At 66.8% G+C, this 22,759-nt stretch carries 19 protein-coding genes; 11 read left to right on the forward strand and 8 right to left on the reverse strand.

All coding sequences use genetic code 11. From position 1 onward, the window contains the following. Positions 1 to 57: 57 nt before the first annotated feature. Positions 58 to 1,566 (forward strand): hypothetical protein, encoded by a 1,509-nt coding sequence (locus Mal64_RS11165; RefSeq protein ID WP_146400107.1) that lies wholly within the window; start codon positions 58 to 60, stop codon positions 1,564 to 1,566. A gap of 522 nt (positions 1,567 to 2,088) precedes the next feature. Continuing rightward, a complete protein-coding gene (locus Mal64_RS11170) occupies positions 2,089 to 2,550 on the forward strand; it encodes a hypothetical protein (protein WP_146400109.1) in 462 nt (153 codons plus the stop codon). Between the two features lie 222 nt (positions 2,551 to 2,772). On the opposite strand, the gene Mal64_RS11175 is transcribed toward Mal64_RS11170, so the two are convergent. Then, positions 2,773 to 3,720 (reverse strand): hypothetical protein, encoded by a 948-nt coding sequence (locus Mal64_RS11175; RefSeq protein ID WP_315852798.1) that lies wholly within the window; start codon positions 3,718 to 3,720, stop codon positions 2,773 to 2,775. Positions 3,721 to 3,946: 226 nt separating this feature from the next. On the opposite strand from Mal64_RS11175, the gene ribB reads away from it, so the two are divergent. From ribB to Mal64_RS11195, 5 genes are all read left to right on the forward strand, one after another. Beyond that, positions 3,947 to 5,164 (forward strand): 3,4-dihydroxy-2-butanone-4-phosphate synthase, encoded by a 1,218-nt coding sequence (ribB, locus tag Mal64_RS11180; RefSeq protein WP_231993666.1) that lies wholly within the window; start codon positions 3,947 to 3,949, stop codon positions 5,162 to 5,164. A 120-nt stretch (positions 5,165 to 5,284) separates the two neighbouring features. Beyond that, complete coding sequence (locus tag Mal64_RS19820) at positions 5,285 to 5,746, forward strand: hypothetical protein (RefSeq protein ID WP_197525669.1); 462 nt, start codon at positions 5,285 to 5,287, stop codon at positions 5,744 to 5,746. A 94-nt stretch (positions 5,747 to 5,840) separates the two neighbouring features. After that, the gene (locus Mal64_RS11185; RefSeq protein ID WP_197525671.1) at positions 5,841 to 6,521 is read left to right on the forward strand and encodes a sigma-70 family RNA polymerase sigma factor; all 681 of its coding nucleotides are present in this window, start codon (positions 5,841 to 5,843) and stop codon (positions 6,519 to 6,521) included. Then, positions 6,518 to 6,826 (forward strand): zf-HC2 domain-containing protein, encoded by a 309-nt coding sequence (locus Mal64_RS11190; RefSeq protein WP_197525673.1) that lies wholly within the window; start codon positions 6,518 to 6,520, stop codon positions 6,824 to 6,826. The genes Mal64_RS11185 and Mal64_RS11190 overlap by 4 nt, the downstream gene beginning before the upstream one ends. Before the next feature lie 252 nt (positions 6,827 to 7,078). Further along, on the forward strand, positions 7,079 to 7,888 hold the full coding sequence (locus tag Mal64_RS11195) for a spondin domain-containing protein (protein ID WP_146400115.1): 810 nt from the start codon (positions 7,079 to 7,081) through the stop codon (positions 7,886 to 7,888). 98 nt (positions 7,889 to 7,986) lie between these two features. Here Mal64_RS11195 and Mal64_RS11200 read toward each other — a convergent pair whose 3' ends face one another. Beyond that, positions 7,987 to 9,177 (reverse strand): hypothetical protein, encoded by a 1,191-nt coding sequence (locus Mal64_RS11200; RefSeq protein ID WP_146400117.1) that lies wholly within the window; start codon positions 9,175 to 9,177, stop codon positions 7,987 to 7,989. A 247-nt stretch (positions 9,178 to 9,424) separates the two neighbouring features. On the opposite strand from Mal64_RS11200, the gene Mal64_RS11205 reads away from it, so the two are divergent. Further along, entirely contained in the window at positions 9,425 to 11,704 is a 2,280-nt protein-coding gene (locus tag Mal64_RS11205; protein WP_146400119.1) for a DUF11 domain-containing protein, read from the forward strand. 63 nt (positions 11,705 to 11,767) lie between these two features. Continuing rightward, positions 11,768 to 12,265 (forward strand): hypothetical protein, encoded by a 498-nt coding sequence (locus Mal64_RS11210; RefSeq protein ID WP_146400121.1) that lies wholly within the window; start codon positions 11,768 to 11,770, stop codon positions 12,263 to 12,265. A gap of 51 nt (positions 12,266 to 12,316) precedes the next feature. Here Mal64_RS11210 and Mal64_RS11215 read toward each other — a convergent pair whose 3' ends face one another. Further along, entirely contained in the window at positions 12,317 to 13,285 is a 969-nt protein-coding gene (locus Mal64_RS11215) for a histone deacetylase family protein (RefSeq protein ID WP_146400123.1), read from the reverse strand. A gap of 402 nt (positions 13,286 to 13,687) precedes the next feature. On the opposite strand from Mal64_RS11215, the gene Mal64_RS11220 reads away from it, so the two are divergent. Then, on the forward strand, positions 13,688 to 14,995 hold the full coding sequence (locus tag Mal64_RS11220; RefSeq protein WP_146400125.1) for a hypothetical protein: 1,308 nt from the start codon (positions 13,688 to 13,690) through the stop codon (positions 14,993 to 14,995). 56 nt (positions 14,996 to 15,051) lie between these two features. Beyond that, the gene (locus tag Mal64_RS11225; RefSeq protein ID WP_146400127.1) at positions 15,052 to 16,242 is read left to right on the forward strand and encodes a hypothetical protein; all 1,191 of its coding nucleotides are present in this window, start codon (positions 15,052 to 15,054) and stop codon (positions 16,240 to 16,242) included. Positions 16,243 to 16,272: 30 nt separating this feature from the next. On the opposite strand, the gene Mal64_RS11230 is transcribed toward Mal64_RS11225, so the two are convergent. The 5 genes from Mal64_RS11230 to Mal64_RS11250 form a co-directional block, all read right to left on the reverse strand. Next, on the reverse strand, positions 16,273 to 17,658 hold the full coding sequence (locus Mal64_RS11230) for a sigma-54-dependent transcriptional regulator (protein ID WP_146400129.1): 1,386 nt from the start codon (positions 17,656 to 17,658) through the stop codon (positions 16,273 to 16,275). 395 nt (positions 17,659 to 18,053) lie between these two features. After that, on the reverse strand, positions 18,054 to 18,953 hold the full coding sequence (gene xerC, locus Mal64_RS11235; protein ID WP_146400131.1) for a tyrosine recombinase XerC: 900 nt from the start codon (positions 18,951 to 18,953) through the stop codon (positions 18,054 to 18,056). Positions 18,954 to 19,172: 219 nt separating this feature from the next. After that, the gene (locus tag Mal64_RS11240; RefSeq protein ID WP_146400133.1) at positions 19,173 to 19,421 is read right to left on the reverse strand and encodes a hypothetical protein; all 249 of its coding nucleotides are present in this window, start codon (positions 19,419 to 19,421) and stop codon (positions 19,173 to 19,175) included. A gap of 105 nt (positions 19,422 to 19,526) precedes the next feature. Continuing rightward, positions 19,527 to 20,726 (reverse strand): hypothetical protein, encoded by a 1,200-nt coding sequence (locus Mal64_RS11245; RefSeq protein ID WP_146400135.1) that lies wholly within the window; start codon positions 20,724 to 20,726, stop codon positions 19,527 to 19,529. Positions 20,727 to 20,869: 143 nt separating this feature from the next. Beyond that, positions 20,870 to 22,258 carry a tetratricopeptide repeat protein gene (locus Mal64_RS11250; RefSeq protein ID WP_197525675.1) on the reverse strand — a complete coding sequence of 463 codons (1,389 nt, stop codon included), beginning with the start codon at positions 22,256 to 22,258 and terminating at the stop codon, positions 20,870 to 20,872. Positions 22,259 to 22,759: the final 501 nt, after the last annotated feature.

Below are 22,759 nucleotides of genomic sequence, written 5' to 3' on the forward strand. Positions count from 1 at the left end.
GTAGCGAGGTAGGTTTTTCTGAATAAGGCTAGAAGCCCTCCGAAACCATCACGCGCCATGAAGACCGAACAGTTCCTAAGCCACCACGGCGTTGCGTCGAACCCTTTCGCCGAAGAAGACGCGCAGACCGACCTGGTCTTCCAGACCCACTGCGCGGACGTCTACCACCCGGCGTGGGACAAGGTGTACGGCGACCCCGCGAACCCGGCCACGTCGCTGGTGTTCGGCGAGAAGGGCGCCGGCAAGACGGCCATGCGCTTGCAGATCGTCACGAAGCTCGCCGAGCACAACCGCGACCACAAAGCGGGGCGCGTTTGGGTGGTGGAGTACGACGACTTCAACCCGATGCTCGACCGCTTCGCCGACCGGCTCTCGGCGCGCAAGCAGCGCGACCCGAGCCGCGTGCTCGCCGATTGGAAGCTGTGGGACCACATGGACGCGATCTTGTCGCTCGCCGTGACGGACCTGGTCGATCACCTGCTCGACGCCAAGAAGTCGCCCAAGGAAGACGCCAACCGGCTCAAGCCGAGCGCCACCGAATCGACGCCCGCCAAGGCGCTCGACCACGCCCAGAAGCGCGACCTGCTGCTGCTGGCCGCCTGCTACGACAACTCCACGGCCGAGCCGCTCACCAGCCGCTGGGGCCGCTTGCGCCGCCGGCTGGGGTTCTACTCGCCGAAGAGCTACATGCAGCTGGCGATCGGCGTGGCCGTCACGCTGCTCGTCGCTTGGGTCGGCTACCAGTGGGGCTCGCGTGCGTGGCTCGAACGGCCGTGGGTTTACCTGGTGGTGCTCGCCGGCTGGGCGCCGTGGCTGCTGAAGTACACGACCCGCGTGGGGCGGGCGTGGCGGATCTCGCGCGAACTGCGTGTGATCAACCGCGACGTGCGGGCGCTCGGCTCGCTGCTCCGGGCGTTCACCAAGCAAGACCTGCTCAACCAACCGCTCCCCGAGAAGAGCCGCACCGACGACCGCTACGAGCAGCTCGACAAGCTGCGCGGCGTGCTCGCGACGCTCGGCGTCACCGGCGTGGTGGTGCTCGTGGACCGCGTCGACGAGCCGCACCAGGTGAACGGCCGCGTCGAGCTGATGCGGGATTTCATCTGGTCAATGCTCGACAACAAGTTCCTCAAGCAGTCGGGCCTGGGGATCAAGCTGCTGCTGCCCGCCGAGTTGATGGACCACCTCAACCGCGAGGGACGCGACTTCCACCAGCGGGCCCGGCTCGACAAGCAGAACGTGGTGCCGTCGCTCGATTGGACCGGTCAGGCGCTGCTGGACCTGGCCGACGCCCGCCTGGCGGCCTGCGCCGAGGGGGGCAAGCGGCCGCGGCTCAGGGACCTCGTCGACCCGGCGGTTAGCGACCAGCGGCTCGTCGACGCGATACGGTCGCTCCGCACGCCGCGGCACGCCTTCAAGTTTCTCTACCGATTGATCTCGACCCATTGCAATGCGCACAGCGAGTCGGAGCCCGTGTGGCGCGTGGCCCCCGACGCCTTCGAGGCGATGCTGGCCGTCTACGCCCGCGAGCAGGCGGCCGTCGATCGCGGCTTGTCGGCGAGCTGAATGGGAAAATGACGAAGCCCGAATGACGAACCTGTCGGTCGCGTCAGCGGTGTATTCCATCATCCCGGCGCCGCCCGCTTTCGAGCGAGGATTCTCACATTGATCGCAAGAAGGGCCACACTCGAGCACTCTGCGGCAATCTGGAAATAGGCTGCGAGCGGCGCCTCCTGTACAGGCTAACGGAGTCCGGAATCAGCGTCGAAGTTTCACTCCTAAGCGAGTTCGCGGCTATGATTCTGGACGCCTGCTCCGCTATACAATTGCGTGCCCATCCACGATTCCTAATTAGTGATGCTCCAAAATCACCCTCGTTCGTACGCTCTGCCAGGAGTCAAGATTCCTCTCGACGTCCGCGAATCATGGCATCCTTGGATTCAGGAATTCGTCGGGTTGGAGTCCGCTGCGGCAACCGGACGCCTACACGATCGATGGGCATCGATTGGTCGTGGGTCGATACTTGCACTACGTAGTACTCTCTCGGCATTCGAAGTACGCGAGATAGTCGACTTTGGCGACGGCGGAATGATCAAGGCGATACGTCCCGATGCCGATGACGAGGCAGTTGGCAACTGCTTCTACCTGCCGGCGCCGCTTGATTCTGAGGTGCTTAACTCGCGATTGTCGTCAGTATCACTTTCCGAAAACCAGGCATTGCAAGAGTTCATGCGTCACTTCGCCGGTCTGTCTGAGGATACGACTGTCGCTGGGCACTTCGTCTACTCGGAATCGCCGTGGCCTGTATTTGACGACAGGTGGATAGAACCCATCGATGACGAAGAAGAGTTCGAAGAATGGAAGGGTTCTCTGATGCTTTTTCACGCTCGCAACGGTTGCCATGTCCTTATGCATCCGAGCGGGCGGGTAGCGTGGTGGGTGATGCAGGAGGCTTCTATCGATGCAATCGCCGGTAGCTTTGAAGACTTTGTAAGCCGCTTCAATGACCACAGGAAGCTCGCTTCGCCATATGATCCTTACGGTCCATAAGCTGCCTCGGCTTCATCGTTCGACGCGGATGTACCGGTCCGTCCCCAAGGACAAAGGAGTGACCTTTCGACGCTTACTTGGTTCATCCGCTAACCTGCAATGGCAGCTTCAACAGTGTCTCTAGCTGGGTTTTTAACGCATGCTTAAGTGAGTCCAGAGGCCGGCCTCAAGATGCTGGCGCTCGTGGCAGTCGCCAATACGCACGCATGCTAATGGCGCCTGCTACTCTGCCCCCGGCGGCTTCTCGTAGAACTTGCTCAGGTCAACCCCGCCGCGTTGCTCTTCTTCTAAGAGCTTGATCCGCTTCTCGAGCTGCTCGCAGCGGCGGGCAAGCTGCGGCAGCAGCGCCTCCTCTTCGTCCGGCAGCTCGGTGCGCGGCGTCTCGGGGTAGCCTAGTTGGCGGTGCAGCGAGGCGAACAGCAGCATCGGGTCCTTGCGCCGGTTGGCCAGCGCGATGCGGCCCTCGCGCTCGCCGAACAGCGGCGGCGCCGCTCCGTCGTCGGCGTCTCGCGATCGCATGCGGTAGAACTCGCTGTGCACGTAAACCAAGTCGGCCACGTCGACCATGCCGACCTGCCGGCGTAGGTCCATGATCCACTTGCGCCAAGCGTCGTCGTACGACGGATCGCCGGCGATCGCCGCCAGGCCGGTGTCGTACCCCAACCGGTTGCGGCAGACCGACTCGAACTGGTAGAGGAACAGCCCCTCGCGTGACGGCGCCAACGCCGCGGCGCCCCCGTCGCTGCTGCGGCCGGCGCGGTAGAGCGCCTCGCGGCGCAGGATCTCCAGCCCGATCCGCAGGTCGAACCGCCCGCGCTCGTTCTCCGCTTCGGAAACCACGTACGCCTGGTACGGCGTGAAGTAGTGGGCCAGCTTGGTCATCGCCGCCCCCATGACGCCGGCGTGCCGCAGCTCGGCGAGCAGGAAGTCGATCGCCATCGGCAGCTTGGTGGTGGCCAGCGTCTCCTCACGGACGCTGGAGAGCACCTCCTGCACGGGCGAATTCTGCCGCAGCCTCTCGCCCAGCACCCCGAAAAAGTGGGCCTGCTCGACGTACTCCTCCACCCCCAAGGGGGCGATCGGATCGGCCATCCCGGCGGAACTGTCTTGCGGCGTCATGCTGGCGGGCGTCGGGGAGAAGGGGAGCGTGAACGGGGGGACATTCGGCATCGGGGCCGGTTACCCTATAATACGAAGATCGCCGTCTCACGAGCAGGCTCGCCCAAGCGCACAGAGCCCGGCCGCAGCCCCCCCACCAACCTCCGACGGGAGTCGGCGGTTGACCCCACGTGTGGCTACGAATCCTCGTGGCGGCGCGAACCGCCGACTCCCGTCGGCGGCTGAGCCGCAGCTGCTAGCGACGCTTACCGCTCCCCACCAACCCTCTGGTCCCGCCGTGTCCACCCGTTTCTCCAGTATTGAACAGGCCGTCGAGGCGATCGCCGCCGGACGCATCGTCATCGTTGTCGACGCCGAGGACCGCGAGAACGAGGGGGACTTCATCGCCGCGGCCGAAAAGACCTCCGCCGCGACGGTCAACTTCATGATCACCCACGGCCGCGGTCAGCTCTGCTGCCCCGTGCTGCCCGAGGTCGCCAGCCGGCTGCGGCTGCCGCTGATGGTCGACGACCAGATGAACAACGCCCCGCTCCAGACCAACTACACGGTGAGCGTCGACCACCACACGGCGCGCACGGGCATCACGGCCGAAGAGCGGGCCGAGACGGTCCGCGAGCTCGCCTCGCCCACGAGCGAGCCGACCGACTTCGTGCGCCCCGGCCACATGTTCCCGCTGATCGCCAAGGAGGGGGGCGTGCTGCGGCGCGCCGGGCACACCGAGGCGGCCGTCGACCTCGCCCGCATGGCCGGTCTCACCCCGGCGGGCGTGCTGTGCGAGGTGCTCAACGCCGACGGCGACCGCGCCAACCGAGACGAGCTCCGCTCCTTGGCCGACGAACACGACCTGCCGATCATCTCGATCGAGGAGCTGATCGCCTACCGCCGCGTTCGTGAGCAGCTTGTCGAACGCCAAGCCGAGGCCGACCTGCCAACCAAATACGGCGACGCGCGGATCATCGCCTACGGCGTGAAGCACGAGGCGATGGAGCCGGTGGCGATCGTGTTCGGCGACCCCTCGAAGGCCGAGCAGCCGCTCGTCCGCCTGCACTCCAGTTGCTTCACGGGCGACCTGATCCAGTCGCTCCGCTGCGACTGCGGCGACCAGCTCCACATGGCGCTCGACATGATCAGCCGCGAGGGCGTTGGCGTGCTGATCTACCTGCCGCAGGAGGGCCGCGGCATCGGCCTGCCGGCCAAGATCAAGGCTTACGCCTTGCAAGACAAAGGCATGGACACGGTCGAGGCGAACATCGCCCTGGGCTTCAAGGCCGACCCACGCGATTACGGCGTCGGCATCCAGCTGCTCAAGGACCTGGGTCTCACCAAGATTCGCCTGCTGACGAACAACCCGAAGAAGACCGACGCGTTCATCTACGGCGGCTTCGACCTGCAAGTGGTCGACCAAGTGCCGCTGCTGCCGCCCGCTAACGAAACGAACGCTGCTTACCTGGCGACCAAACGCGACAAGATGGGCCACACGCTGCCCAGCGAGTGAGCGCGGCGCCACACCCGATCTCGCCAGCCGGCAACCCCCTAACCGAGGACCTACGGTCGTCGGAGGCGCCACGAACCGGCTTGCCGTATCCACAACGGCGTCGCCTCCGCCCCTCACTCCATGCTCCGCCTGCACACCAACGTCTACGCCTGGCCCCCCGCCGCGCAAAGCGGCCCGACGGTCACATTGCGCAGCGCCGAGTTCGCCACCCACGGCGGCCTCGCGGGCGGCCCGCCCCTGTTCACCACGCCGCTGCCGGTGGCGTTCGAGGCGATGCAGGCCGCGCTGCTCGCCCTGCCGAGGTCCGACGCCGAGCCGGACGGTTTCTTCCTGGTCACCGGCGGCAGCGGCGATACGTTTTGGCGGCTCAACGGCCACATGCACGAGTTCGACTCCGAGGGAGGCGGCGACGCGATGCACCGCGTCGAGCTCAATGGCGAGTGCCCCGCCGACGCGCTCGACGCCGTGCTCCGCACGATGGGCTGGCCAAGCACCGAGCTGGCGTTCGAGCTGGTCCAAGAGGGGGTCACGCTCCGCGAGCCCGACTTCCGCCGCTACGCGGAAAGCCCGCCCGAGGGCTGATCGCCCCCTGCGTGCGACGGCTCACAATCGATCGGGCCGCCGGCAATCATACTCGGGGGCGAAGTCTTCCCATTCGCCACCCCGGGCCGAACCGATGAGCCCCTCCACCGCCGCCGAGAGGCCCGCTTCGCCAGACGAGGGCGACGCCCCGCCGACGCCGGCGCTCGAGGCGCAGCAGCCCGACCAGTGGGTCGAGCGCCACGGCGACGCGCTGCTCGGCTACGCGCTGGCGCGTGTGAACGACATGGCCACGGCCGAAGACCTTGTGCAGGAGACCCTGCTCACGGCGTGGCGCTCGCGCGACAAGTTCGACGGCCGGGCGTCGTTCCGCACCTGGCTGGTCGCGATCCTGCGTCGCCGGATCGCCGACCACTACCGCGGCGAGGCCCGGAAACGGCGCCCCGCCAAGCGGGCCGACGACTCCGCCACGCCGTTCGACAAGCACGGCAAGTGGGCCGAGGAGATCGCCGAGTGGCCGGCGGATCGAACGGCCGAAACGCCTGAAAAAATCGTCGAAAACGCCGAATTCTGGGACGCGCTCGCCCGCTGCTCCGGCAGCCTGCCGGCGCAACTCGAGCGGGCCTTCCGGCTGCGTGAGTTCGGCCGCGGCAGCGTTGAGGAGATCTGCGAGCACGAGGGCATCACGCGCAAGAACCTCTCGGTCCGCCTGCACCGGGCGCGGCTGATGCTGCGGAAGTGCCTGGAAAACAGTTGGTTCTGCGAGAGGCCCGCCGCCGAGCAAGTCGCCGAAGTCCCAGCGGAGGAAGAAGCATGAAGCTCTCCCGGCTGTGGATGATCCTCACACTCAATTGCGAGCACGCCTCGCGGCTGATGTCCGACGCGTGCGACGGGCCGATCGAGCCGAGCGAGCGCCTCGCGATGCGGCTGCACACGGCCTGTTGCAAGCCGTGCCGCCGGTTCCGGCGTCAGCTCGGCGTGATCGAGCGGGCGTGCGAAGCGTTGGCCAACGCCTGGCGCGGCCGCCCCGAGACCCACGACTCGGGCCCCCGGCTTTCGGCCGAAGCGGCCGATCGCATCGACGCGGCGCTACGCACCGCCCGCGCGTCTGACCTCGGCTGAAACGCAGCGCAGTCGCCCAGTGCGGCCATGCCGCGCACTTCTTCGGCTTTCTCGCCGAATCCTTGTAGCCGCCGCTTCCGGGCAGCGACTAACCCTTCAGCAACCGAGTGAATCGCGATTCACGCAGCGAACAGGCATCAACGAGCCCCCCCAAGAAGCACGATCAAACCCCCTTGCGCGCATTCGGAATCCTCCGTCGAGGAGGGGGCTTGCGCGTCTATTAGCACTCACATCCAAGGAGCTTAAAACGATATGCAACGCCACATCTTTACCGCGCTTGCGACGACGTTAGCCTTCATGCTGATGCTCAGCGTCGCCGTCCGCGCCGACGCTCAGCAGCTGAAGATCACGGTCGAAAACCTCAACCCGGCCGAAGGGTTCTTCCTCACGCCCATGTGGTTCGGCCTGCACGACGGCTCGTTCGATCTGTTTGAACCGGGCGCCGCTGCGTCGGCCGGCCTGGAACTGATCGCCGAGGATGGCGACCCCAGCACGCTGCAAGGTGAGTTTGCCGCCCCGGGCCGTTTGCAGGGCGTGGTCTTCGGTCCCGGGGGCTTCGGCTCGATGGCGGGCCAGCCGCCGGTGATCGATGCGGGCGAGACCGCTTCGGCGACGATCGACCTGATCAACCCGGCTGCCTACCCCTACTTCAGCTTCGCCTCGATGGTGATCCCGTCGAACGACGCCTTCATCGGCAACAACAACCCGATCGGCTACGAGTTGTTCAACGCAATGGGCGAGTTCATCGGGCCGACGACGATCGAGATCCATGGCGACATGATCTGGGACTCCGGCACGGAGGTGAACAACACCGCCGGCGCTGCCTTCTCCGAGTTCGGCATGGACATGGCGACCGACGAGGGGGGCACGGTCATGGCGCACCCCGGCCTGTCGAACTTCGAAGGCGTGGGGACGCCCGTCGGAACGATCGGCGCCGGCCTGGCGCCCGGGGCGAATGACCTAGTCGCGCGGATCACGATCACACAGATCCCCGAGCCGGTTTCCTTGGCGCTCGTCGCGTTGGGAGCGATCGGCTTGGCTTCGGCTCGGCGCCGGGAATGACCGAGGCGCGGACTCCACTCACCCAGGAGTCCCCCAAGGAAGAGATGGCGGCGAAGCGGGGCCTCGGTCCGATTCCTCGGGCCGGGGTCCCGATTAGCTCACTCGGCGTTCGCGGAGCGCCACTCGATCATCGCGTCGGCCGGCGCCTCGAACGAGGCGGGCTCGACGGGCGAGGGCGGGTCGGCCGCGGGCGTCGACTCGACTAGCCGCAAGGCGGCGTCGGGGCCGGCTTGCGCTTCGAGCTCGATCGTGGTGCGGCTGATCGTCTTGTGGCCCGCAGAATCGACGAATCGCACCCACAGCGTGAGCGGCACGCCGGTCGGCGACCGCTCGGGCAGCACGAGTCGGAACTCGATCGGTTCGCCCGCTGCGCTGTCTTGCCCAAGCAGCGTGGCGACCTCTTGGGGGCTGTAGTCCCAGCGGGCGATCTTGCCGTCGCCCCGGGTGGCCGACGGGTCACGCAGCATCAGCGAGGCCTCGCCATCGAAGCCGGCCGCCGACTCGGCGGGCGCCACGGTGCGGACCAGCAGTGTCGACTCGCCGGTGGTTTCGGCCGGGCCGTTGGCCACGACTAGTCGCAGGCGGTCGTCGAGACGGATCGACGCGCCGCGCGGCGGCGCGGCGGCAACGAGCTCGAGCCTCGTGGCGGCGGGCGTGGGGAAGAGCTCCGGCTCGCCTACCGGCGTCAGCAGGGCGATCTCCTTCTGCGCATCCGCTTCCTGCACGGCCGGCTGCTCGGCGGCGGCCGGCGGAGCGGAGCGGCTCGTCCCGCCGGGCACAAACGGCGGCGCCTCTTCGGTCGGCTCGGCGCCCGGCTCGAACGGCGGGGCGATCTCTTCGGCGCCGGGAAGCGGGCGGCCGCTCGGCGGGGGAGACGTGGGTTCGGGCCGGCGGAACTCGATCTGAGGCGGCGCCGGGATCGGGTCTTCGTCGCCGTCTTCGAACAGCTCGAACGGCTCGCTCAGCCCGCGGGGCTCGTCGCCGAAGCCGTCGGGGTCGCGGGCGAGTGTCGGCTTGCTCTCTTGCTCCTGGGCCTCTTTGAGCTCGCGCTTCAGCTTGGTGTTCTCGCAACGCTGCTCGCGGAGCAACGCCTGGTACTCTTCGATGTAGTCCTCGAGACGATAGATCTCGTCTTCTTGCAGCCGCAGCTCACGCTGGTAGAGATCGCCCTGCAGCCGCTGCCCGTTGTTGCAGCCGATCGCGGCGCCCGCGCACGCCAACGCGGCGGCGGCAAACGCGGCTTTGGCGCCGAGGCGGGCGCGCAGCGATGTCAGAGGACGTGTTTCCATGCAGGGGAAATAGGCGATCCGCCCGGCGTGGTCAATGTCGCCCCCGGCCGCACTTCGCCTGACGAGACCAACGCTAGCAAGGCGCGGCCCCGCGAGGCACGCTAGCGTCGCGTCCGCGTGGCGTGAAGCCGCTCTTCCGGCGGGGGGCGGGTTTTGGTACCAACCGCCCCGCGTGCCCCGGCGCCACCGATAAAGCCAGGGCGGCTGATAACCCCAACTACCACCACGGACAACGGGCCCCGTCGCCATGGACCGGCCAAGATTCTTCAACGCTTTTGCGATCGCGGCGACCGCCGCGCTGACCAGCCTATCCCTCGCGCCCGGCTCGCGGGCCGAGGTGGCCGAGGGCGACCAGGCGGCCGTGACCGCGTGGGCGATCCGCTCGCTCGCGCCGGCCGAATCGGCTGGCAGCGCGAGCGCGGGCGCCACCCCGCTCGCCGATCGCGACACCCGCTACGCCGAGCCAACGCCGCTCACCCCGCCAGCCGTTGCGCTGGCGTCGACGCCTCAGAGCGTCTCGAACCCGCTGCGCGGCGGGAAGGTTGACGCCCCGGCCACCCTGAGAGCGCCGAGCGAATCGCCGACGCGGCTGCAAGTCGTCGCCGAACCGGTGTCGCAACCTGCGGCGGCCGTCGCCACGCAGCCAGCGACGAGCAGCCGATACGCCTTCGACGAACCGATCGCGCTGGAAGCAACGCCCGCTGCGACCACTCCAATAAAAACCGCGGGGCACACCGCGGCGCCAAATCCGTTGCGTGCGGACGCCGAGCCCGCCGTTCGTGAGCCCATCGGCCAAGAGCCCGTCGCTCAGGTGCCCATCGCCCTGGCCCAAGCACTGCCCCCCGAGCCGCAACCGTTCGCGGGCGTCGGCCAATCGCAGGACGCCGAGCAATCTCCGAAAGCGGAGCATTCGGTGGTGGTCGACTCCCCGCCCAATGCTTTGAGCGACCAACGTGTCGCGTCACGGGCGCCCGTTTCCCACACGTTCGAACCGAACGCTTTCGAGGCGCCCCGCGGGGCCGACTCGACTCGCTCGATAACCCCACCACAACCGCTGCAACAGGAGCCCCTTCGACTGGGCTTCGACGAGCCTTCGTCCCGATCGACCGCCGGCGTGGCTGGCGGCCTCGGCGCGGGCCGACCGGGCGACGCGTCGCTCGAGGGCCCGCAGCAGGCCTCCGTGGTGATCCAGAAGCTCACGCCGCGCGAGATCCAAGTCGGCAAGCCGTGCCGCTTCGCCGTGCTGGTGCGCAACACCGGCGCCGTGGCGGCCGAGGGCGTGGAGGTGCGTGACCAAACACCGGCCGGCGCCCGGATGATCAACACCACCCCGCCCGCCGTGGAGCAGGGCGACGCCCTCACCTGGCGTCTCGGCCGCTTGGCCCCCGGCGAAGAGCGCACGCTCGAGATGGAGCTCATGCCGACCGACGAGGGAGAGATCGGCAGCGTCGCGTCGGTGTCGTTCGCCTCGCAGGCGTCTGGCAAGGTCCGCTGCACGCGTCCGCAACTCGCGCTGAGGCTCTCGACCGCCAAGACGGTCCGGGCTGGCAAGAAGCACAAGGTATCGATCGAGATGCACAACCCCGGCACGGGCGACGCCACCGGCGTCATGCTGCTGGCCAACGTGCCGGAGAACCTCAGCCACCCGGCCGGCCCCGCGCTCGAGATGGAGATCGGCACGCTGCGCGCCGGCGAAACACGCACGATCGACTTGATGCTGGGCGCCGAGCGCGCCGGCCAAGTGGCGAGCAACCTGGTGGCCCGCGCCGACGGCAACCTGCAAACCGAGGCGTCGGCCACGTTCGAAGTGATCGCTCCGGAGTTGAAGGTGGCGGTCGACGGCCCCAGCCGCCGCTACCTGGAGCACGCCGCCAGCTACACGATCAGCATCGACAACCCAGGCACGGCCGCGGCGCAAGACGTGCGGCTCGTCTCGCACCTGCCCGACGGCATGAAGTTCGTCAAGGCGAACAACATGGGCGAGTACGACGAGTCGACGCACAGCGTCTACTGGAGCCTGGCCGAGTTGCCCGAGGGGCAACGCGGCGAGGTGGAGCTCGTCGCCATGCCGGTCACGCCGGGCGACCACGCCCTGCGTGTCGAGAGCGAGGCCCAGGAGGGGCTGCGCACCAGCGAGACCCAGCGGGTGCTCGTCGAGGGGATCGCCGCCATTAAATTCGAGGTGCTCGACCGCCAAGACCCGATCGAGGTGGGCGGCGAAACGACCTACCAGGTGCGGGTGGTGAACCAAGGGACCAAAGCGGCCGAACGCGTGCGGGTGGTGGTCGACGCCCCCGAGGGCATGCGGGTGGTGAACGCCAAGGGCGAGTCGCGTCACTCGCTCAGCGACCACCGGGCCGAGTTCGAGCCGCTCGCCACGCTCGCGCCCAAGGCCTCCGCGCTGTTCTTCGTGCGGCTCGAGGGCACGCAGCCGGGCGACCAGCGCGTGACCGTGTCGGTCGAGACCGCCGACCACAGCAAGCCGATCCGCCGCGAGGAGAGCACGCGGGTGTTTGGGGACGAGTGACCCACGACGAGCCGTGGGCGCCAGCGACCGGAGTTTCGCACCGATCAGCAACCAGGAGTGACCATGACCACGAACCGTGCCGGCTGGTTTGTCGTGCTGCTCGTCGGCTGTGTCGCCATGGCGCCAGCGAACGATGTCGGCGTGACCATCGACAGCGGGCCCGTGAGCCCGCCGGACGACTACGCCCAGAGCAAGGCCTACTTCGAGTCGCGGTTGCGGGCCGACCTCGAAGCGTTGTTGGCGTACGTGCCCGGCGTGGTCGTGCGTGTGAACGTCGACCCCCAGCGCAACGACGGCTTCAAGCCACCGCAGGCGATGGCTTCGATCGTCGTACCACGCAATTACTGCGAGACGGTGTGGAGGTCGCGGCACATCACCGAAATCCGTCGCGGCGAGAATTTTGACGAGGCGACCGTAGCCGAGGAACAGGCTGTGATCATGAAGGAAGTCAAAGCGAATATCGAGGACGCGGTCGCCCCGCTACTTTATCCGCCGAGCGAGGAGCGCAAGCTCAAACGCATGGTGGTGACCTTCTTCGAGGACCTCGGCGAAGCGGGGTAGGGCTGTCCGTGGCGCGGCCCGCGACCAGGCTTGGCCGGGGCTAGGGGTGCGTCACCTCAGACGCTGCTCATCCGCCGCCTCGTCCGCGTCGCGCTCGAGCAACTCGCCCAAGTGCAGCGCCACGCTCTCCGCCAGCGCGTCGGGGTGATACCCCCCTTCGAGCACGCTCACCAAACGCCCCCCGGCGTGCGCCGCGGCAACGTCCATTACCGTGGCGGTGAGGTCGATGAAGTCTGCGCTCTCCAGGCCCAGGCCGCCGATCGGGTCGAGTCGGTGGCTGTCGAAGCCGGCGCTGACGATCACCAGTTGCGGCCGCACCTTGTCGGCGAAGTCGCCCAGCTCGCGGGCGAACCACGAGAGCTGGCGGTCTTGCGACGCGCCGAACTGCACGGGCAGGTTCTTGGTGAAGCCCAGCCCGTCGCCGGCGCCGGTCTCGCCCTCGGCCCCGCTGCCAGGCCAAAACGGGAAGCGGTGCATAGAAAAGAACGCCACGCGCGGGTCTTCGTAGAACAGGTCCTGCGTGCCGTTGCCGTGGTGGACGTCCCAGTCGACGATGAGCACCCTATCGAGCCCCAACTCGTCGAGCGCGTAGCGTGCCGCCAGGGCGACGTTGCCCAGCAGGCAGAACCCCATCGCCCGGTCCTTGAGGGCGTGGTGGCCGGGGGGCCGCACGAGGCAGAGCGCGCGGCGCGCCTCGCCCTCGACCACGCGTCGAGCGGCGTCGCAGGCGGCGCCGGCGGCGAGGGCGGCGACATGGAGCGATTCGGACGAAACGATCGTGTCGCCGTCCACTTGGCCCCCGCCGCGGCCGGCCATCTCCCTGAGCGAGGCGAGGTAATCGACCCCGTGCAGGGAGGTGAGCAGGGCGCTCGGAGCGGCCTCCCATGGGGGCCGCTCGCAGCGTTCCAGCAGCCGGTCAGCCTCGAGCCGCCCGAGAATCGCCCGCAACCGGCCGGCGTTTTCCGGGTGGGCGCCGGTCTCGTGGTTCAGGAATTGCGGGTTGTAGTAGAGGAGCGTCATGCGGTGTCCCTCGGCGTCGCCCGGTGAGCGATCACGTATAGCGATGCAAATTCAATGGTTGCCTGAGCTTACAGCAAGCGGGGAGGTTCTCGGCGGGGGCCCCAGAAACTTGACATTCGGCGGGCGCCGTTGCTAGTGTGAATGGTAGCCAAAGGCCCAATTGACCCGGTGCAAAGTCTTTTCTGCACAATGGTTTAGGGCCGCTGGCGACCAACGGTCGGCTGCGGTTGCACGCCGGCCGCGACGCGGCAGGAAGAGCCCGCGTCGCAACGCGACATTGGAACAGAATCTAGCAACGGCCATCGGCAACGGACGCCCGGCCCGCCCCCTATACGGCGCAGGCGTCCCTTCTCACCAAGGGGCTTGCCTGTCGCAACGGCCCCCGGCGCAACGGAACACCCGATGAGCAAGACGAACCACTCCGCCCTCCTGCTAGGCGCGACCCTGTTGGCGGCGCTCGCCTGTGTCGCGATCGGCCCCAGCACCGCCGCCGCCCAACGCTGGGAGGAGGACGAGATCGACGCCCGGCTCTCGAACCAAGGGGCGAAGATCAAGCGGCACGCGAAGAGCGGCGCCAGCGACCCGGAGAAGGACCGCGCGCTCAACGAGTACTTCGACAACTATTTCTTCCCGGCGATGACCCGCTCGACCCCCGACGCCCTGGAGGACGTGGGCGACATGCGGGTCGACCTGTTCCGCTCGTACATCTGGCCGAGCCGGCCGCAGCTGCAGAAGGCGCTCAGCGACAAGGCGTTCGCATTCGCAATCAAGGTGGTCAAGAGCCGCAAGTACCACCCTTCGGTCACCTACAACGCGCTGCTGATCCTCGGCGCGCTCGACAACCGCTACGCGGGCTCCGGCTCCGAGCTTCCCACCCCCAGCGCGAACGCGAACAAAATGCTGATCAATCTCGCCGTGCTAGCGGCCCGGAACCCGAAGGTGCCGCGTTACTGGTTGTCTGGCGCGTTGATCGGCCTCGAGCGGCACGCCCGCTTCCAGGCGAACCTGCCCCCCGCCAGCCAGCAGCTCACCGCCCGGGCCCTGGTGGCGGTGCTCGCGGCCAAGAGCCTCTCGGACGACAAGGGAGTGGACACGTGGATGCGGATGCGGGCGGCCAAGGCGTTGGCCCAGTACCACACGCCCGGGCCCAAAGACCAATACCTCAAGGCGATTTCCAAACAGGTGGCCGACGAGACGATGTCGCTCGACGCCCGCGCGGAGTTCGCCTCGCTGTGGGCGGAGCTCGATTTGTCGGCGCACGCCGACGCCCAACTCGGCCCCACGATCGATGTCGCCCTCAAGCTTGCCCTGGACATCGCGGCCAAAGAGCGGGCCTCGGCCGAACGGTTCGAGTCGCTGCAGCTCGGTCGTCGCGGCCCGGTGGCTGTGACCCGCGACAACGACCCCCGCATCCGCAACACGGACAACCGTTCGGTCAGCTACGAGCGGCGCGGCTTGGTCGTGATCCTGACCGACCTGAAACGCGGGCTCGAAGCGCTCAAGCCAACCGCCGGCGACCGCACCGAAGTGCTCGACGATGTCATCCAGGCGGTCTCCGAGGCCTTGGCCGAATCGAGCAAGAAGAGCGTGATCGACCTGAACGTGACCGAAGCCGTCAAGCAAATGGCCAACCAGGTGCAGAGCGTGGCGGCGCCCAAGGAAGAGGCCACGGAGGAGATCCCGGCCGACGTTTTCGGCGCCAATCTCTGAGCGCTCGATCGCGAAGGAGCCAATATACTCCGCGATGCGGCGAATCGTCTTTCACGATGAAACTCGACAAACCGCGTTCGATTAGCTGGTATGAGCCTCGGTGGGCGTACATGCCACGGTTGATCGAGCGTGTGAAATTCGACTTCACGCCGCGGCGTCTTCTACAGCCGACGGTTTGCGTGACGCCTTTGCTGCTTTGGGCGGCGCTCGCGGATCAACAATTCGGCGCCGCGGACCTGTTTGTGGTGCTTGTTGGCGTTCCCGTCCTGGGGGCCGCGCTCCACAACTCCGCCGCCATGCTCTGGGCGCCCGTGATCGTGTTCTACGAGCTCTGTCCGCCCAAAATCCGAGTGGACTTAGAGAACGGCACGATCCGGCGAGGCTTCGGGCCACGCCTCGATATCGATCGTGCGAGGATCCTTTATTACAACTCAGGAAGCATGGCCCGGATCCGAGTGTTCTCGGGCGAGTGTCAAGAGCTCTACGCAGCGCCAACATACCCATGTTGCATGGATCTTGTACTATTCCTCCAGTGTGAAATGGAAGTCTGGCACACCGACACACGCGAACGAGTAAAGATCCCGCTCAAAAATGTTTACGACTATAACATTGGCGTTGAGGAGGAGATTTGCACTTCTGTTGATGAGGTGTGGATCAGTTGGAAACGGCCGCGTTGGCTGAAGCTGCGTCAACTCCGGCGGTTGCCTAGCAGGTTAATTGAGATTGCGCGCGAGATTCTTTCAGGAAGGAACGTTGGCGTCACCGCTCTTTGCCTCTTAGGCCTGCTGTGCACACAGGCAGCAATCGAAGGCGACTTGACCCTTGATGGATGGCAGCGACGCCTATGCGTGTACATTCTCCTGTCCATGATTTCAGCACCATTTCTCTTGCTCTTCATTTGCCTATACTCGATGGCGGTGATTGCTCCGTTTGCGATTCTCATGATGGGGCTTTTGTCTAGAAGAGAAGCGACGGTGTCGAAGCTATTTGGCGTTGAGGTGGCTAATAAAACTCGATACGAGTTCGAAGAGATCGGCGTCTCACGCATCGTCATCTTCTCGAAAGAAAGAATGCGAGTCCGCTTCATCCCCTACTCGGGGAGTGGCGGTGTGACCGCGTGGCTGCCGTCGGACATCGACATGGATCGTCTGATCCGAATCTTGCCCGGAGAGGTGCAGGTGTGGGACGCGACGAAGAAAGGTCGTGTCGTGGCGCGGCAAGACCCTAACGGGATCTATTGGTCATGAGCCGCCCAATCGCGGCGACCCAGCGATGGCTCAGCCGTGGGCCTCGGCGTGGTCTTCAAGCCCCAGCCGCTTCATCTTTTTGTAGAGCGTCGTGCGGTTGATGCCGAGCTGGTCGGCCGTGAGGTTACGGTTCCAGCCGTTCGACTCGAGCACCTCGTGGATGATCGCCCGCTCGGGCCCCTCGAGCGCCTCCTTGAGCGACTGGCCGCTGTAGCCGGCCGGCGCCGCCGAGCCGCCCGGCATGCGGAGCTCGACCGGCAGGTCGTGCAGACGCAGCACGTCGCCCTTGCTCAGCAGCACGGTCCGCTCGACCACGTTCTGCAATTCGCGGACGTTGCCCACCCAGTGGTGCCGCTGCAGGGCCACCATCGCCTCGTCGTCGAAGCCGGTCACGTTGGGCCGGTTCGCGTCTTCGCGGACCTCCTCGAGGAACCGCTGCGCGAGCAGCGGCACGTCGGAGGGCCGGCTGCGGAGCGGCGGCAGCTCGATGTTGATCACGTTCACGCGGTAGTAGAGGTCCTGGCGGAACTCGCCCGAGGCGACCCGCTTGGCGAGGTCCTCGTTCGTAGCGAGCACGACGCGGACGTCGACGCTGTGCGTCTCCGTGCCGCCCACCGCCTCGAACGCCAGCTCCTGCAGCACGCGGAGCAGTTTGATCTGCAGCGCGGGCGTGGCGGTGCCGATCTCGTCGAGGAAGATCGTGCCGCCGTCGGCCTGCAGGAACTTGCCCACCTTGTTCGTCGTGGCGCCGGTGAACGCGCCGGCCACGTGGCCGAACAGCTCGCTCTCCAGCAGGTTCTCCGGCAGGGCGCCGCAGGCGATCTCGACGAAAGGCCCGTTCTTGCGGCCGCTGCGCTGGTGGATCGCGCGGGCGATGAGGCTCTTGCCCGTGCCGCTCTCGCCGGTGACCAGGACCGTGGCCCGCGTGTCGGCGATGCTCTCGATCATGTCGAACACGCGCAGCATCCGCGGGTCGGAGCCGACGATGTGGCCCATGCCGTGCTTGCGGTCGAGCTGCTCTTTGAGCTCCGTGTTCTCCTCGATCACCTTGCGCTGCGACAGAGCGCGCTCGATCGCCATCAGCAGCTCGTCATCGATGAGCGGCTTGGTGAGGTAATCGAAGGCGCCGGCCCGCACGGCGTCGATCGCCGAGTCGGCCGTGCCGTAGCCGGTCATCAGGATGACCTGCGTGTGGGGTGCGGTGCGGACCGTCTTCTCCAGCAGGTCGAAGCCGTCGCCGTCGCCCAGCCGGATGTCGGCCAGCAGCAGGTCGTAGCGTTCCTTGGCGAGCAGCTCCGACGCCTCGCCCGAGCCGCCGGCCGTGTCGAGGTCGTAGCCCTGGTCGCGCAGCCAATCGGCCATCGACTCCAGCACCTGGAAGTCATCGTCGACGAGTAAAAGCTTTGCGTCTGCCATGGGGGCGCCGCGCGTCGTGGTGTTTAGCGGTGTTTCCGGCGTCCGAGGCGCAAGGCGCCCGCCGGGTTTCGTTGCTAAATACCTACGTCACGGTGGGGGTGAGTCAAAAAAACCTCACCCAAGCACGGCGAAACTCACCCCAATCCGGCTCGAAAACCTGCGGAACAGCAAGATCGGCGCGAGTCGCTAAATCGTCACAGCCGGACCACCCGAGCGCCGCTTTGAATGGATAGAACCCTATAGGGATCGCACTCTGTGGCGGCAGTGCTTCTGTAGGGATCGCCCTCTGTGGCGATCCGGCCCCGGCGGGTGGGCATGTGCACCCACGTGCTGCGCCGTGCTTATCGCCACCCCGGCGCGACTGCACCCGGCGTACGGAACTCCACTCAGGGCGGTCACCGCGCCCGCGGGTGGGCCTTCTCGTAGGCCGCCTTGAGGTTCGCGGTGCTCACGTGCGTGTAGATCTGTGTGGTCACCAGGCTCTTGTGACCCAACAACTCCTGCACGCTGCGGATGTCGGCCCCGCGGTCCAACAGGTGCGTCGCGAAGCTGTGCCGCAGCGTGTGCGGCGAGGCCCGCCCGGCGAGGCCGGCGACCGCCAGGTGCTTTTCGAGCAGCCGGGCGACGCTGCGCGCTGTGAGCCGGCGGCCGAATTTATTGGTGAACACCGGCGCCCCCTCTCCCCGTTCCACGCCCGGCCCCAACTGGCGGACCGACAGCCACGCCCCCAGCGCCTCCACGGCGAACGAGCCGATCGGCGCCAGCCGCTCCTTGCGGCCCTTGCCGCGCACCCGCGCGACGCCCTCGTCGAGGTCGAGGTCGCCGTCCTCCAGACCGACCAGTTCGCTCACACGCAGCCCGGCCGAGTAGAGCGTTTCGAGGATCGCTCGGTCGCGGAGGCCGAAGGTCTTGTCCGCTGGCGGCGCCGCCAGCAGTGCACCGACCTCGTCGGACGACAGCACCTGCGGCAAGTGGCGCGACTTGCGTGGGTTGCGGAGCGCGGCCGCCGGGTTCGACGGCGCCCATCCCTCGCGTTGGCCGTAGCGGAAGAAGCTGCGGACCGAGGCGAGCCGCCGCGCGATCGACGCCTTGGCGAAACCCGCCTCGCCCAACGCCGACACGTAGCCCCGCAGGTCGAGCGTGGTGATCGCCTTGGGCGCGGGCGACGCGCCGCTCTCGTCGGCCAGGTAGTCGGCTAGCGCGGCGAGGTCCTCGCGGTACGCCTTGATCGTGTGCGCCGACGCGCCGCGCTCGCTCTGAAGGTGCCGGAGGAATTGGCCCGTCTCACGGAGCATGGTGCAGTTGCGGAGTTCGGAATGCGGGATAACGAATAACGAATGCAGTGCATCACAAGAAGCATAGCCAATCGGAAGGCGATAGCCGCGGACCCACCGGTCCGCGGAACGCCCCACCAAGCGCTTTAGCCACTGGCCCACAAAAAAACGGGGCGGGGCCTGATGGCCCCGCCCCGGTGATTGCTTGTCGTTTCAGGGCGGGCTCTGGCCCGGGCTGGCTCAGCCGAGGTCGGGGGCGCCGTCGCGGTTCTTCACGGCGTCGGTCGTGAAGCGCGGGCGGCGTTTCTCCGACTCGCAGCGGATCCGCTTGCTCAGCACCGCGGCGTCGTACCACGTGAAGCTCAGCTCGGGGTTCGAAGCCGACCGGCCGAGCGCACGCAGGGCGTCGGCGTGCTGGCTGTCGTCGTACAGAAACAGGTAGCGTTCCTTGCCTTTAACCAGAGCGAGGACATTGACGTCGTCGTTCACGAGTGGGGTCGCCTCCGTGCGGCAGTCGAGAGCGGGGGGTGGGCCGACGCGATCAGTCCGTTGATGCCTGCGATGCGGGGCGCAAGCGACGCGTCTAGACACGCTCTATCGGCGCGCGGACCAACGCCGCACCACTCGCGTTTCACCACCACCGCCCCGTGCGGAGAGCATCTCCGACAAGTGCAAGTGACAGCAGAAGCGGATGAAGTCCTCGCTGCGGCCGAGGTAAGAACGCCAGCCGCCGAACCGCGCGTCGTCCTGAAAACCGACATAACTGGCAAGCGCCGCAGTGAACTCGGTGTCCGAGCCCCGGTAGACCCGCGTGTGCGTCATAACCGGACCGTCGTTCACCAGGCACGCGGGCCGCACCGGGCTCGGCCCGTCCGGCGTGAAGCCGCGCGCGTCGGGCCACTCGGCCGGCAAAGCGAACGCCGCGGCGCCGTAAAGTTCTTCGGGAAGTTTTTCCCCGCCTGGGGCGTTTGGATCGGTTGTGACGGCCAGCGGCGCGGGGCCGGCGGCTTCGCTCGCCGAGCAGAGCTCGATCGCCCTTGCCTGCGTCGCGTCTTCCTCGCTGGCGACGGCGCCGCTAGCGCCGCCGTGGGCGTTCTCGCCGTGGGCGCCGTTGGTCGCCGGCGGTGCGAGCGCGTCGAGCGCCCGCGGCTCTTGCGGCGCCGGCAGGCTGGGGACCGGTTCGAGGAACTGTTCGTTGATGCGGATCGCCGGCGGCGACGACGTGCAGTCGGGCGATTGCGTCGCCAGTTGCGCGCGGGCCAACTCCATCTCGGCCTCGAACACCACCGAGTCGGGAATGTACTCCTCGGCCGCGGTGCCCCACGGCAGGCCGTAGCCCGACGGGATCGGATGGAAGCCGGGGTTCGTGGCGTACCACTCGACCCGCATGCCGCAGCGCGGCGGGTAGTAGGGCGAGAAGTCGGTGATCGATCCGACGACGACCGCGTCGACGCCGAGCGCCCGGCCCAACTGCCGCACGGCGTCGGGGTGCGCCAGGTCGATGCGGTGCTGGCGGACCGCCTGCTCGACCACGCCTAGCGGCACGACCTCGAAGCCGGGGATCGTTTGCAGCTCGGCGTAGTAAGCCATGGCAAATTGCCGGCCGTCGACGGTCGGCTCGTCGCTCTGGTTGAAGAACGGCGCGACCGCCACCCGGCTGAGCTGCGGGAAGGGGTTGTGCACAACGGGCTGCTCCATCGCCTCAGGAATGAGGACATGGCAGCCGCCGGCGGCGGCCAGAAGGGGCGCCAGCAGGGCGAGCGAGAGCAGTGATTTGAGGGGGCCTAAGGCCATGCGAGGACGACAGCAAACGCCGGCAGGCCCCCCTGCTAGCACGTTCGCGGACCGCGCAAACGCGGCCTCACGGTCGTCATCGGCATAAGCGGTGGGATCGCTTTAATCGGAACGGTGAGAAAGGCGTGATAGCGACGCGAAGGCTATTCGCCACGATCGCTTTCGGGCGGCAGCTCATCGATCCATCCCTGCAACTGCTCAACCATGTGCGGCATGCCGATCTCGGCGAATAAGTCGCGGCTACGTAGCCAGTAGTCACGAGCCTGGGCTAGGTCACCCCGCATCTTGTAGATCCACCCTAGATTGCCGTAGGCGTTGGCCACGCCCTCCTTGCGGCCCAGCTCTTCGTTGATGGCGAGCGCCTTGCGGAGCATCTCCTCGGCGCCCTCCAGGTCGCCCCGCCTTCGGTAGATCACCCCGATGTTGGCGTAGTTACTGGCCATGCCCGACTTGCTGCCCAGCTCTTCGTTGAGGGCGAGCGACTTGCGGAGCATCTCCTCGGCGCCGGGCAGGTCGCCCCGTGTTTCGTAGATCATCCCGAGGTTGCCGTACTGGATGGCCATGCCCGCCTTGCGGCCCAGCTCTTCGCTGAGGGTGAGCGACTTGCGGAGCATCTCCTCGGCGCCGGGCAGGTCGCCCCGCGTCTGGTAGATCACCCCGAGGTTGCCGTAGTCGCTGGCCATGCCCGCCTTGCTGCCCAGCTCTTCGTTGAGGGCGAGCGACTTGCGGAGCATCTCCTCGGCGCCCGGCAGGTCGCCCCGCGTCGAGTAGATCACCCCGATGTTGGCGTAGTTACTGGCCATGCCCGACTTGCTGCCCAGCTCTTCGTTGAGGGCGAGCGACTTGCGGAACATCTCCTCGGCGCCAGGCAGGTCGCTCCGCGTCTGGTAGATCGCCCCGAGGTTGCCGTATTGGCTGGCCATGCCCTCCTTGCTGCCCAGCTCTTCTTCAATGGCGAGCGACTTGCGGAGCATCTCCTCGGCGCCCGGCAGGTCGCCCCGCGTCTGGTAGATTAACCCGAGGTTGCCGTAGGCGACGGCTTGATGGGCTGGGTTGTCTTCTGCAAGTTCGAGCATGCGGCGGAAGCCTTGCTCAGCGGCGTGTAAGTTGCCTCTTAGTTTGTGAACAAGTGACAAAGAATTAATTGCGGCGATGTCGTTCGGATCAAAGTCTATGAGCGCTTGCAAAGACGATTCGGCCGTGGCGATGTCGCCGCGGAGGTAAGCGATGGCGGCCGCCTCGTGGCGGACCTCTGTCAGTTCGGCGAGTTGCGGGGCGACCTGGGCATCGAGCACGGCGGCTCGATCCAAAAGGAGCCGTTGGAGTTCGGCGATGTCGCCGGTCTCGCGGGCTTGCTTCAACGCCTCAACAGCCTGAGCGTCGCCCTCATTCGCTTGCCGCTCGGCGCGTGCGAGGGCCGATCTTAACGCTTCGATCTCCGAATCGCGCTCGGCGAGCTGTTGGTCTTTGGAGTCAATCGCGCGAGAGTTTGCATCCAGGATTTTCTGGACCGTCTCGTCACTAGCGCCCACGTTAATCTCAACTGCACCTTGAACCGTGCTTCCCACGATGGCGCCAGGACTATCTGCCACGGTTGCGCCTTTGGCCACCGACTGCGTGCCGCTGGTGTTCGCTATGGCAGGCTCCGCTTCGGACCGGGAGCCAGTAGTGATATAGCCCGCGACGCACGCGAGTGCGATCAGCACGGCTCCCAAGCGACTACTGCTTTTGCCCTCGCTCTCCGCACGGATGGTGGCGTCCAGGCACGCCAGCAGGAAACCGATAGCCAAGCACGCAATGGCTAAGAAAGGCGAGTTGTCGATTAAGAATTCACCATTTCGTGTCTCGTCCCACTTTAGTCGGGCAATGAGTGATGGGACGGAAGCGCAGCCCAGGCCGAAGCCAAAGAGAGCTCCCGCCCATCGCCTCAATCTACCCATGGGATGGAAGTACATCACCGCGCCAAAAGTGACAGCGAAGACCGTGACCAACCAAATTAGCGGTTCGTTGGGCCAGAATCGCACCAAAACGCA

Source organism: Pseudobythopirellula maris (assembly GCF_007859945.1).
In the GTDB taxonomy this organism is placed as follows: domain Bacteria; phylum Planctomycetota; class Planctomycetia; order Pirellulales; family Lacipirellulaceae; genus Pseudobythopirellula; species Pseudobythopirellula maris.